This window comes from Okeania sp. SIO2C2, assembly GCF_010692625.1.
GTDB lineage: Bacteria > Cyanobacteriota > Cyanobacteriia > Cyanobacteriales > Microcoleaceae > Okeania > Okeania hirsuta.
In genome coordinates this window covers 1-12,899 of the sequence record NZ_JAAHGM010000001.1, presented here as the reverse complement: position 1 = coordinate 12,899, position 12,899 = coordinate 1, and the positions used below count along the sequence as shown (strand labels likewise).

The following is a 12,899-nucleotide window of genomic DNA, read 5'->3' as shown; positions in this document are numbered from 1 at the left end:
TTGTCAAAGAGTTTTAAGGGAGGTATTACGTAGCATTATTTTTCATATTTCATATGTGGCAGAAGGAAGAAAGAACAAGGAAAAATCTGGTGTTGTCTGAGTTTTAAGTTTTTGATATATCCGCGCTCTTTTCTTTGACTGCTATAACATTATAAGATTAAATATTTGAGTAGTGATGTACAAGTAGTGATTTTTATAGTTTTGTTTCTAAAAGTGAAAGGGATTTACTTATCAATATCACTACATTTGCAGAACTACCAAAATTTGAAGTTCCTATCTTTTTTACCTTTTCTGTATTTCTGCACAACTTATAAAAGTTTGCACCGATAGTTAGGAACAGTTTAAGATTTATCACTATTTCTTATTCCCAAAAATTCTCAAAAATTGTACTTAATTTAGTCGAAAATTGCTGTAAATTTAAGACTGCTATATGAGGATATTTCGTATATGAAGCCAGTATTGACAAATTTAATCCCTAATTTTCAATCTAGCCAAATTGTGTGTTTGGAGTATGAAAATACTTGTTTATATGCAGAAGTAATTCAAGTATTAGAAACACGCAAAATGTGTTGGGTTCGTCCTTTGTTGTTGAAATTATCTACTTCAGAGATTAGGTGTGAAAATCATCAAAACAATTTAGAAAAATCAAGTTTATGGGATTTGCGAGATGGAGCTGATTTGGTTTGGCCAATATGTTTATTCAGGGAAGCTATTGATACAGAGTTTATTCCACTTTTGACTGAATTAGAATTGCTAGATAGTCAAGAGAAAAATCTGCAAATTTCACACCAAAAATTACAACATTTTGTGAGGAAAGTTTGGCAGGCTTATCCTGATGCTTTTCCCTTGATTCATGATTAATATTTGGAATACTTGAGAAGTAATAAATCTAGCAATTAATCGATGTTATTTTTCTTGTATTTTCTATTTAGCTACTAATCCGGAGTGAAAGCTTCAATAATTAGGAGTTGCTGATTAACTCTCAAAGCATTGACAGATAAATGCAAGTGTCTTTTTAGGTGGAAAAAAATCCCAGATTTTCGGTCTAAAAGCTCAAAAAGTTAGTATTTTGGGCAGACAAGGGCAAAAAAATTAAGGGACAATTCTTACAACCATCTCCTAATTAATTCCCATTTCTCCTGAGTTCTTAGTTCTGGGTTCTACCCTTACCAAAAGATTTTTTCAGCAAACTCTAATTCATCATAGTTAATAGTTGTTTGGGAAATATCTGGAATATTAGTTTCGGGTAAAGGTTGGGGTGATTTTTGAGGTTGTATAGTGGGATGAGATTTTTGTTGTGGAATAGGAATAGGTTGAGGGGGTGAAGGGTGAGAAATTATAGGAAAATTAAGTTTGGGAGAATAGATATAAGTCGCAACAATAAATATGAATATACCTGTTCCAGTTAGTAATATATTTGTTTCTCCTCGATCAAAAGTTTTGACAGAATTTTGATAAAGAGGTTTGATACCTGGAATATTTAAGGTAGCCATTTGAGACATAATTGTTCGAGAAACCTTAGATATTTGAGAAATAATACTCTGAGGTTGAACTTGAAGTAATGTCAACCATTCCTATACAGTTTGAGGGCGGTATTCAGGTTGAATTTCCATTCCTTTAATAATGGCATTATTTACGCGATCGCTAATTTTTGTATTGATTTTTTTGGTTCTACTAATAAGTCTTGTTTACTTTGTATTTTTATCAGCTTGAAAATTAACTTTAAAGGGAAACGGACTTGTTTTGGTAAGGGGGTTTTATGTATGACTATGGGATTAAAATTTTGTATTTATTATTTCCAGATTTTGACCAAATATCTTCTGCATTTATGCTCAACCCTAAAATTAAAGCACTACCAGCAAGAGCAGTGATATAAATAGGAATATGTTTTTGTCTCCAATCAGTTACTCCAAATACACCAATTATACCTAAAAGACTGGTAGCAAAGTCCCAAATAGACCCTGCTGCAAATATAAAAAGTAAAAATCCTTGTATTTTATTTAACTCCGAACTTGTTTAAAGTTATTTATCTGAAATAAAGAACAATTCCAACAATAATAGCTGCGACAAAAAAAATATTACCATGAACAAATTATTTGAGATTCTTATTTGTTTGTGAGGAAATTTATTTTGGTTTATTGGTTCATATTCACTAGTTAATATTTCATTTTGACTAATTACTGGATAACTTGTAAATGATTCGTCTTTAATCTCCCACTTGTGAATAAAATCTTGAAATTATTTTGTGGATATAGCCTAAATAAAGTCTTTAAGAGATTGCCATTTAGTTTTAATTAACCAATTAGATAACTGCTGCTTGCGCTATTTTTTATCGGCAACTTGTACATGATGCAATTAATCCCGGAATTAATATGTTAAAGCGTCTGGCTATATATAATCAAGAACGTCAAGAAATTCAACAGCAATCCATTAGAATTGGAATTGGAATCAATACCGATGATTTAATGTTAGGAACTGTGGGAGGTGGGAAAAGAATTAGACATCTGGTGAAAATAAACTTACCCTTTATTTAACATAAGCTAGAGTTGTAAAAGTCAGTTCCCTAAATCATTTTTCGTACCTTTTTCCTAAAAATCTATTCCCTGTTACTTTCCGGAGCTGTTGCCTGTTGCCTGCTATGTACAAAAAGTCTATATCTTTTTCACGCCTATGCCTATTGATACTACAGTGATCGGTGATGCTGTTAATTTAGCCTCTCGTTTAGAAAATTTAACTAAGTTATATGGATCTAATATTTTAATCAGTGGAAATACTTTATTTGATTTAGAAGAATTAGATAAATATAATTATCATTTTTTAGATAGAGTTAAAGTAAAAAGGAAAAAAGAAGCAGTTGCAGTATTTGAAATTTTGGATGGAGATGCTGAAGCACAAAAGCAATTAAAAATTCAAACCAAAACTGAATTTGAACAAGCTATTATTCTTTATTATCAACAAAAATATTCAGCAGCAAAAGAAATTTTCTTAAATATTTTCCACATCAACCTGGAAGACAAAGCTGTAAAACTTTATCTCAAACGTTGTCAAAAATCTCAAATTTACGGCATTCCAGAAGAATGGAAAAAAGAGATAGTAATTATAGATAAATAGTAGATTATATTATAGGGCAATTTATGAATGAAATATTACCTTATATTTATTTCTCAATATAATATCTAAATTTTTCTGTTTTTTCTTAAACGCCTATTTTTAGGCCATAAATCAGTTTCTAAAATTAATTAGTGAGAAATGGGAGTAAACCATTCCCTAAAAAAACCCTTCATTAGATGGTATAATTGAAAAATCCTAATTTAATACGATTCACACAAAAACGCTATATATAGTGAATAAAAACTATAACGTTATAGATATATAGTGTTTATAATTCATAGGTTGTGTAATACCAGTTTGATAAGTGTTTGTGACAAATGGTAGGAACGTTGTATGCAACGTCCGTAGGTCAGAAGGAAGAGGAAAGAAGCAAAAAATATTGAAGAAAAAAAAGGTAAAAGTAATATAGATATAACTATCTAAAATGAATTGGAGAATCTCTTTTTAAGTATCTCTGATCGAGATGCACCTTTTTGTAGCATTCTTTTTTTAAGCTGGTGTAAATCCTAATTAAAGTTCAAATATTATAAATAAAACTAAAATGCTTACCAAAAATCAACAACAAACAAAACAAAATTGGAAACAAATAGCCAAACAATTTGAAGCTGTTGTGGGTAAAAAAGGCGTAGTTCAACGCAAAGAAGAATTATTAGTATATGAATGTGATGGTCTAGCTAGCTATCGCCAACGCCCCGCATTAGTAGTATTACCGCGCACTACTGAACAAGTCGCAGCAGCAGTAAAAATATGCGATCGCCTAAATATTCCTTGGCTTCCTAGAGGTGCAGGAACTGGTCTTTCTGGGGGGGCATTACCAATAGAAGACTGCGTTTTAATTGTCACTTCATTAATGCAGAAAATCCTCAAAATAGACCTAGAAAATCAACAAGTTGTTGTACAACCAGGAATTATAAATAATTGGGTAACACAAGCAGTTAGTGGAGCTGGTTTTTATTACGCTCCTGACCCTTCGAGTCAAATTATTTGTTCTATCGGTGGGAATATTGCCGAAAATTCTGGAGGGGTTCATTGTCTCAAATATGGTGTAACAACCAATCATGTTTTAGGATTAAAAATAGTTACTCCCGAAGGCTCAATAGTTGATATTGGCGGACAAATTCCAGAGATGCCTGGTTATGACTTAACAGGTTTATTTGTAGGTTCTGAAGGTACTCTAGGAATAGCCACAGAAATTACTCTCAGAATCCTCAAATCTCCCGAATCAGTTTGCGTGCTTTTAGCAGGATTTCCTAATATTGAAGCTACCGGACAAACTGTGTCAGATATTATCAGTTCTGGCATTATTCCTGGGGGGATGGAAATTATGGATAATTTCAGTATTAATGCTGTAGAAGATGTGGTCAAAACTAATTTATACCCCCGAAATGCTGCTGCTGTTTTATTAGTAGAATTAGACGGTTTAGAAGTAGAAGTTGATAAAAACAAACAGCGCATCAAAGAAATATGTGAAAAAAACGGAGCTATAGAAATTACTACTGCTCATGAACCAGAAAAAAGGATGAAATTATGGAAAGGACGGAAAGCTGCTTTTGCTGCTGCTGGTAATATTAGTAAAAATTATTATGTACAAGATGGAGTAATTCCTCGGACAAAAATGGCTTATGTTTTAGGTGAAATTGAAGGAATTAGTCAAAAATATGGTTATCGTATTGCTAATGTATTTCATGCGGGAGATGGGAATCTTCACCCGTTAGTTTTATATGATGATGCTGTTGAAGGTGCTTTTGAAACTGTGGAAGAAATAGGTGGAGAAATTCTCAAGATTTGCGTGGAAGTTGGTGGTAGTTTATCTGGAGAACATGGCATTGGTTCAGATAAAAAATGTTATATGCCTTTAATGTTTAATGAGACAGATTTAGAAACGATGCAATGGGTAAGAAGTGTTTTTAATCCCAAGGGTTTAGCTAATCCTGAAAAAATATTTCCTACACCTAGAACTTGTGGAGAATCTGCTAATGTTCAGAAGGTTAAACAGTTTGAAGGAGCAGAGGTTTTTTGAATTTTATTTGCCTTATTTATCAAATATTAGAGGCTGTTTGTAAAAGGAATATTAAATCCAGGCGTAGGGTGGGTTAGGCGGCAATAATTAACAATAATTATGAGTCGCGAACCAAAATATTAACTGTCTGCCGTAACCCACCGAACATACCGAATATTAAGCCAATATACTGTCTTAATCTTTGCTTGTACATTCACTTTCTTATCTAGTTACTAGATCAAAAAATGACAGATGAAGATAGAGACTTTAACCAAGTCAAAAGTCAAAAGTCAGAAGTTATTTTTGTAACGGGGATTTGAGCTTCGCTCCAAAAATATTTCGTCTTAAAAGGCGGGGTTTTAGACCCAATTATTTTGGTAAAATCTTTTTGAAAATGCCAATGAATTAGAGTTACTTTATAGATGAGGAGTAGTATCTAGTGATAAATTTTCCACTTCCTACTCCCTCTTGATTTTTCAGTCAGATTACACATAAACAGAAGCAAATACAAATATTTCAGATATTGATATTAATTAAAAAATTAAACTTTTTTCTAAACCTTATAAATTTGCTGGCCTGAGAGCAACTTTCAGCCTGTATTGCTGTAATTTCTTATATAAAATATGGGTAATTAGTTATTGGATAATTTGGTCTTATATCAAGTTGCACTGATTAACCACAATATAAAAAGATGAAAAAGATGGCATACTCCTCAAGAGTCATCTTAAGGATTTCAATCCTTGGCGAGTCATGTCATCCGCCAAGAAATAAATTTCTTGGCTCAAAGCAGAAACTATCTTTAGTTATCTTTAGATGACTAATTTATTATGGCTAATTAATGAGACTTGATATTAGGAGTTGTGTAAAAATAACTATTACACTTTGTTTGATCAAAGCTAGATTTCACAATTAAATTCAGACAAAATTTATACAACTTATTTTTACATGGCTCCTTAGATTTAATTTATTTAATGAATGTAAAAGCAGATTACCGAATAATTAAGGTTTAAAGTCTCTCCTTTAAAGGAGAAAAAAGCGGTCGATATTCGGAGCTTCCCGTAGGATGGGATGGCGTTAGCGTTAGCGTTTGCGCAGCATGACCATAGGAAAGCTCCTCTGTAAGAGGCAGCTTCTCTGTAAGAGGTAGTGGCTCTGTCACTCTTCGGGTCTCCTCGCCATATCCGATGGACCAAGAGTTGAACACCTCTCTTTTAGTAAAAATAACGGTAGTCCTACACAAGTAAGGATGCATGATAGTAGTGAATGAAATACCAGATAGCTCCAATATGATTCTCTAATTTTTGAGAAAATGATCAAGTTTTTCTGACTAAGGGAGATCTTCTCTGTCTGAAGGTACAGTTCAATCTCTCAATATAGTTAGTTAGACCACTTGTTTTACTAACTGCTTTATGTCCTGTCTTTGGGAAAATTTCTTCATAGGCTGACCAAAAGTCTGTATAAGTGATTGCACACTGTCGATAGACACCAGGCAGAGAATTCCACAATCCTCTAGCTCCATCTATACTGCGTTCGCGGTAGCGTTGCGTCAGCAAATCGCCAATGTAGGCTCCAACAATTTCTGTGCTGCTAATATCTATAGCCAGCCAAATCCACTGTTTATGGCCTTTATGGCCGACAAATGACCAGATTTGATCACACTGAATAGTCCATCGACCTTTTTTTTTGAGGACACCTCTATTTGTTTTGGAACTTCAGCATATTTGCGATTAGCGTCATCCTGTAGCCAAGTTTCAGATACCTGGCAAACTCGAGCAATACCTGCAAGAGGTATCTTTTCTAGTAATAGTTGATCTACAAGGTCTTTGGTCTGTTGGGAGATAAGTTTTTGCTGAGGGTCTTCCACAAATTGACGGCCACAAATCTTGGATTTATAATTCTGTTTACCGTTATGGATAGGACCATTCTTAACAATTTTTGTGGATCTGCACTTTGGGCAATTCAGCATTTTTTTGGCAATTAAGAGTTTTTCTGAATCTTGTCCTTACATCTGATGGACTACCAAAATAACAATTTCCATACTATTGAGATACAAAAAAATTCTAGGTTTTAGGCAATAGTTCCAGAAAGCAACAGACAATAAGAAAGAAAAAGACAACTGTACCTTAGCAGAAGCTAGAATGCTATGTATAATCAGAAATAATTAATTGTCTGTTATCTATATATCAGTATTAAATCATCCTACACCTATCATTTATCCTTTTGTTTTTTATCTTTTTCTTTTGGGTTTAATACCCCACCGTCTACACGGTGTTTACAATTGGTTAGGGTTTGAGTCCCCATCTAATTTTTCTTCCTTCTTCAACCTTTTTGCTGACGACACAAACCAGTCATTGCCAGACCCATAACTCCAACAGAAAACAGTGACATAGAAATCGGTTCTGGCACTGTCGCCAATTCTTCTTCCATAATCACATCGCCTAGTTTAAGTTAAATGCTAGTTGCGAGCGATCGGGAGCTGTCCTATCTCTAAGGTTTTTAGCATCTCCAGTCCAAGTCATAGTTGTTGTACCCGTCAATGTGAAACTCTCCTCTAGATCGGTTAACCATAGATATTGGGAGCTATTCCAATAACCACATCCCTCTTCAGAGCAGGCAAAACTAGAATTTTCCCTGATTGCCTCACCATTTAGCATTAGTTTATCTACCACAACACTATTATTTTATTTACGAGCTGTTGTGCGGATAAATAGATCGTTGAAAGTATCTGTAATACTGTATTCCAAAGTTTTTCCACCAATCTCGTAGGTGAGGGTACCGTCGTCGAATGTCAGAGTGAAATCTTCTCCTTGTCCGCTTACCCAATCAAAGTAACGGTACTGAGTAGGAACTGTTTGACCGCCATTTTCATTTGATCTACTTCGATCGCCCCCAAAATCTGACAAAGTTTCAACAATTAATAATGGCTCTTCTAGACTAAATATGAAAAATTACTAGCAAAAATGCCAAGGACTGTCAAGTTCTTCTTCTAAAGTTGTCAAAGTTAGTTAACCGATAACCTCTCCTTTTAATTAACTTGATTTTTTGATTAATTCCTTCTACTGTTCCTTGGGTTCTCCGGTGATCAAAATATCCTCAAATCTCATCAATCCATCTTCTGATTGTTTGACAACTTTTCGGAAAATATTTATAACATGATTTAGTCCATTCCACCATCTTCCACAAAGCTTTATTGCCTGTTATTTGACTTTCAAATATGTCTCTTATCTGCTCTTTTTTGTGAGACATAGACATTCATTTAGGAGCGATTTTTTCTACTTCCTTTAACTTCTCTTTCTCTGTTTCATTCCGCTTCTCTTTTTTCTTTAATAAGGGATACTTACTCAAGCTCCGCAAGTATTCTCCTATCACTTCCTGATTTCTTTTCTCCAATCATGCTATGGGTTTTTTCAAGTCTAAGTCTACTCAAACTGCTGGAGAATTCTTCCCTGCTTTTAAATCAGTTATTTCATCAATACCCAACCTGTTTAACTTGGAAGGTTTTTCCTTTAATAAATACTCTCCTAATTCTTTAAGTATGGTTTCTATTTCTGCTGGAGTCATTCTATTTCTTTTTCCAGTATTCATGACATCCGTTTCCCATACTTCTGTCATTAGTCAATATTTAGCAAGGGTTTGAGCATACTTTACTTTAAAATTACTAAGGAAAATGTAATTTTTTTATTCTTAAATTGTCATAACTACTCTAGAAGAGCCTTAATTATTAACAATTACCTCTTCTGAAAACAGATATAATTGACGAAAAGGAAAAAAATTTTTTATCTAGATAAATTTTGATTTTTAAACTATAGCTTCAGAGAGCATTTTGATGAAAAACTAAAGTTAAAATCGGTCAATCCCTTAACTGCTCAATAAATTTAAATAAGTAATATTTTAGTTGTTACAGACCATTAAATGCTGTGAAAAAATTGCTAATTACTAAGTAAGATACTGCTTATATTTATCAAAAAATCTGATGATTTTTAAAGACATTAGAAACCTACACTGTTTCGCTGAATAACTGAAAATTCTTAGCTTCAGTGTAGGTAAATCACACTTACAACCCTAAATCTGATTTCGCAACTTTAGCCATAGCTAATAATTTCTCCTCCCACTTTTTCCCTATATTTTGTTGTAAATATTCTGTCAAAGAACCCCATCCATTTGACTGTAGATGTAACTGAGTCGCAATTTGATGTTTACAAATTGTGCGACGATAAATCATATCGGCACAACTACAACCAACATTATTCACTTCAGCAACAGTTCCTTTCATCGAATTTCTAACCACAGCACTAATAGCAGTTAATTCGACTTCTAACTTTTCTAATGCTGCGCGATTATATCGTTCTATAAAAGCCTTAATTTCTGTATAAATAATCAAATACTTGCCATTTTCAGTATTGATATTTATGCCAGAATGCTGAAAATTATAACTTTTGATTTTGCCTATATTGCGCTGTTTAATTTGCAAAAAACAGAGTAAACAATTCAGAAATTGAGATTTAGATAAAAAAGTGCTGCACCGTCCTTTTGATGTGCTATAAATTATTTGGGGAGTATTACTAACCCCAACAGTTTTCACACTTTCAATTTTAATTTCTAACGGTACTAATGGCTGAATTTCTGAAATTATTTCATTGGAAAAATGAGTGGATTGAATACCAACGTAACTAGCCATGATATAATCCTCTTGTGATTTGATTTTCGATCCAGGCGCTCTATGAAACAGCTAATTCAGACGAGTGCCTTTCATATTACAATTATACTTCATTTTTTATAGATCGACAATCCATGTAAATCAATCCAGGCAAAGAATTGAGGCCGTTACTACAAATCCATAACAGCAAGTGGGGAAGATGAAGAGATGGGGAGATGGGGAGATGGGGAGATGTGACATTTTTGGGCGTTGGTAATTGATGGGATGATTTATATTTTGGTGTGGCGCTCTGTAACCTACCCCGGTTAATCATTGGGGGATTGCCCGTACAAATTTCATCCTGTAATTTACCAACGCCCATTTTTGATACCGAATTAAGCGGATTTGATATAATCAGGACTTATGCATAAGGTACGAAAAATTAGGATTTGAGATTGCTTTCCGTTCCGGAATGCTCCGCAAACCCTGTGGGTCGCAATGACGGAAATACTTTATACTGCGTAAGTCCTAATAATAACTAATAACTGTTAACTGATAACTGAAATGACCACAGTAATTAAACCAAATCTTCTTAGTCAAGACGAAGCTTTATCTTTAGTAGAAACAACTGTAAAAAAATCTGAAGCAGAAGGTATAGTCGTCAGTCTTAGCAACGACGAATCATCCCTAAGTCGCTACTCAGAAAATCAAATTAGTCAGAATATTACTAAAACAAAATTTGAACTCAACATTACCAGTTACTTCGGAACTCGCAGCGCCACTGCCTCCACCACAGAATTAGACCTGGATGCCATTACAGCTACTATTCGTCGTTCCGAGGAACTCGCCCGCATTGCTCCACAAGACCCAGAATGGGTGCCACTACTCGAACCTCAAGAATATGAAAAACGTACTCCCGCTTTTGATGAATTGACCGCTACTATCTCCCCACTAGAACGAGGAAAAATAGTACAACAAGTATGTGCGATGAGTGCTAAAGCAGGAGTTGATGGCTCCGGTACTCTGAGTACAAATACATTTTCAGGAGCGATCGCTAACTCGGTTGGGTTACGCGCCTATAATAAGTATACAAGAGCAGATTTTAGTTTTACGGCAAGAATTGAAAATGGCTCTAGTTGGAGTCGTAGTACTGCCTGGGGAATAAACCAACTACCTACTGAAACTCTAACGGAGGAATTGATAAACCGTGCTTTTTCCTCCCGCGAACCTAGAGAAATTAACCCTGGTGTTTATCCTGTGATTTTCAGTGGGGCAGCTTTAGGTGATCTATTGATTTGGCTAATATTTAATTTAGATGCACGAGCTGCGGATGAGGGGCGATCGTTTATGTCGCGTACTGATGAAACAGGTAAACCAGTGGGCAACCGAGTTGGGGAAAAAATGTTTAGTCCTTTAGTGCAGATGCAGCGCTATCCAGGACATCCTTTGTTGCAGTTGGAGACTTTCTCTAATAATGGGTTGAGTAATCATTATCTGGAAGTGATTAAGGATGGTGTACCACAGACTTTATCTTATAGTCGTTATTGGGCAGCACAAAAAGGTAAGGAACCCACGGGTTATATGTTTCCAGTGGTGATGCAGGGTTCTGAACAAAGTTTGGCCGATTTAATTGCTCAGACGGAAAGAGCTGTTTTGGTAAATCGTTCGTGGTATGTGCGTTATGTTAATCCTCGGACATTGGAGATGACTGGTATGACACGGGATGGTACTTTTTGGATTGAGGATGGTAAGATTGCTTATCCGATTAAAAATTTGCGGTTTAATCAGGTTTTGCCGGATATGTTGCGGGATGTGGATGCGGTTAGCAAAGTACAGCGTTATGGTGATAGTGTTTTGCCTGGACTAAGAGTAAAAGCGTTTAATTTTAGTAGTGTGACTGATAGTGTTTGATTGGTGTTGCACAGTGGCGAATGATTTGAGATTTTTGATTGAATTTGATTTTGGATTTGATAATTGCTAGAACGATTAATATTAGGTTTTTTTTAGTCAAAGTCTAAACCTATTTTTGGCAGTATCATTCCATAATGTGCAACCCCGTTTGATTAGGAGTCAGGAGTCATTCCTCAGGAGTCAGGAGGGAAGAGAATGCGCGAAAGATGTCTAATATCATGTTGGTTAAATACTTAGGGTTTGCTGAAAAAGTCTTATGGGTGAGGGTAGGGGTCAGGAGTTAGGAGGAAAGAAAGGAGGAAATTGAAGATAATTTCAGTATTTCTTTGGTACTGTCGGTACTATGCTGCTTAATTCTATGGAGACCTCTAGTGATACAGCAGATTTCTGATTACAGCGCTTTTCATATTAGACATCTGGTAAAAATCAAATTAGACATCTGGTAAAAATCAAAAATCAAATCAATTCTTATCCATAAATTATCAATTATTTCTCCCTGTTGCTTTCCGGAACTGTTGCCTGTTGCCTCTTTTCTGGAGATGTCTATTGATGAACCACATCTTCACAATCAAAACCCTGTAGAGACGTTCCATGGAACGTCCCTACTGTGGTCTACTGTGCAGGAAAACCGCTGTAAGATTAAGGATGTCTAATATCATGTTCGGTTAAATACTTAGGGTTTGCTGAAAAAGTCTTATGGGTGAGTGTAGGGGTCAGGAGTTAGGAGGAAAGAAAGGAGAAAAGTGAAGATAATTTCAGTATTTCTTTGGTACTGTCGGTACTGTGCTGCTTAATTCTATGGAGACCTCTGGTGATACAGCAGATTTCTGATTACAGCGCTTTTCATATTAATGAACTACATCTTTACAATCAAAACTCTGTAGAGACGTTCCATGCAACATCCCTACTGTGGTCTACCGTGCAGGAAAACCGCTGTAATATTAAGTAGGTATAGCAATGTGCGCTGGCATATTTACAAATTACAAGAACTGTCCAATAGCTAAAAGTCTTATATTATCGGTTTTTTATTCCCCCTTCCGGAGCTGTTGCCTGTTGTCTGCGCACAGCGCTATAAGTATAAATAGGGCTTGCTGAAAAAGTCTTTTAGTAGGGGTAGGAGACAGGAGACAGGAGACAGGAGACAGGAGACAGGAGACAGGAGACAGGAGACAGGAGACAGGAGACAGGAGACAGGAGACAGGAGACAGGAGACAGGAGACAGGAGACAGGAGACAGGAGACA

The 12,899-nt window shown here is 35.2% G+C and carries 10 protein-coding genes and 3 pseudogenes; 5 read left to right on the top strand and 8 right to left on the bottom strand.

Translation table 11 applies throughout. The annotated features are described in order from the left end of the window. The first annotated feature begins 447 nt into the window (after positions 1-447). Complete coding sequence (locus F6K18_RS00070; protein WP_287517519.1) at positions 448-861, top strand: hypothetical protein; 414 nt, start codon at positions 448-450, stop codon at positions 859-861. A 305-nt stretch (positions 862-1,166) separates the two neighbouring features. Here the strand turns inward: F6K18_RS00070 and F6K18_RS00065 are convergent, their stop codons facing one another. Further along, a complete protein-coding gene (locus F6K18_RS00065; RefSeq protein WP_287517517.1) occupies positions 1,167-1,568 on the bottom strand; it encodes a hypothetical protein in 402 nt (133 codons plus the stop codon). An 804-nt stretch (positions 1,569-2,372) separates the two neighbouring features. Here F6K18_RS00065 and F6K18_RS00060 point away from each other — a divergent pair. The 3 genes from F6K18_RS00060 to glcD all read left to right on the top strand — a co-directional run bounded on the left by F6K18_RS00060 (position 2,373) and on the right by glcD (position 5,131). Then, complete coding sequence (locus F6K18_RS00060) at positions 2,373-2,534, top strand: hypothetical protein (protein ID WP_205127288.1); 162 nt, start codon at positions 2,373-2,375, stop codon at positions 2,532-2,534. An 88-nt stretch (positions 2,535-2,622) separates the two neighbouring features. Next, positions 2,623-3,111, top strand: coding sequence for a hypothetical protein (locus F6K18_RS00055; RefSeq protein ID WP_287517515.1), 489 nt, complete (start codon positions 2,623-2,625; stop codon positions 3,109-3,111). Between the two features lie 541 nt (positions 3,112-3,652). Continuing rightward, positions 3,653-5,131: a glycolate oxidase subunit GlcD gene (gene glcD, locus F6K18_RS00050; RefSeq protein WP_287517512.1), complete on the top strand. Its 1,479-nt coding sequence runs from the start codon at positions 3,653-3,655 to the stop codon at positions 5,129-5,131. 1,211 nt (positions 5,132-6,342) lie between these two features. On the opposite strand, the pseudogene F6K18_RS00045 reads toward glcD, so the two are convergent. The 7 genes and pseudogenes from F6K18_RS00045 to F6K18_RS00010 form a co-directional block, all read right to left on the bottom strand. Then, positions 6,343-7,088: pseudogene (locus tag F6K18_RS00045) on the bottom strand (IS1 family transposase). 341 nt (positions 7,089-7,429) lie between these two features. Continuing rightward, the gene (locus F6K18_RS00040; RefSeq protein ID WP_287517510.1) at positions 7,430-7,537 is read right to left on the bottom strand and encodes a PEP-CTERM sorting domain-containing protein; all 108 of its coding nucleotides are present in this window, start codon (positions 7,535-7,537) and stop codon (positions 7,430-7,432) included. A gap of 11 nt (positions 7,538-7,548) precedes the next feature. Beyond that, positions 7,549-8,013 (bottom strand): annotated as a pseudogene (locus F6K18_RS36295) (choice-of-anchor W domain-containing protein). A gap of 70 nt (positions 8,014-8,083) precedes the next feature. Then, positions 8,084-8,188: pseudogene (locus tag F6K18_RS00025) on the bottom strand (transposase); the annotation flags it as partial. Positions 8,189-8,533: 345 nt separating this feature from the next. Continuing rightward, the gene (locus F6K18_RS00020) at positions 8,534-8,722 is read right to left on the bottom strand and encodes a hypothetical protein (protein ID WP_287517503.1); all 189 of its coding nucleotides are present in this window, start codon (positions 8,720-8,722) and stop codon (positions 8,534-8,536) included. Between the two features lie 442 nt (positions 8,723-9,164). Beyond that, positions 9,165-9,788: a hypothetical protein gene (locus tag F6K18_RS00015; RefSeq protein WP_287517501.1), complete on the bottom strand. Its 624-nt coding sequence runs from the start codon at positions 9,786-9,788 to the stop codon at positions 9,165-9,167. An 82-nt stretch (positions 9,789-9,870) separates the two neighbouring features. Beyond that, positions 9,871-10,128 carry a hypothetical protein gene (locus F6K18_RS00010; protein ID WP_287517498.1) on the bottom strand — a complete coding sequence of 86 codons (258 nt, stop codon included), beginning with the start codon at positions 10,126-10,128 and terminating at the stop codon, positions 9,871-9,873. Between the two features lie 182 nt (positions 10,129-10,310). Here F6K18_RS00010 and F6K18_RS00005 point away from each other — a divergent pair, with 182 nt between their 5' ends. Then, complete coding sequence (locus tag F6K18_RS00005; RefSeq protein WP_287517497.1) at positions 10,311-11,657, top strand: TldD/PmbA family protein; 1,347 nt, start codon at positions 10,311-10,313, stop codon at positions 11,655-11,657. Positions 11,658-12,899: the final 1,242 nt, after the last annotated feature.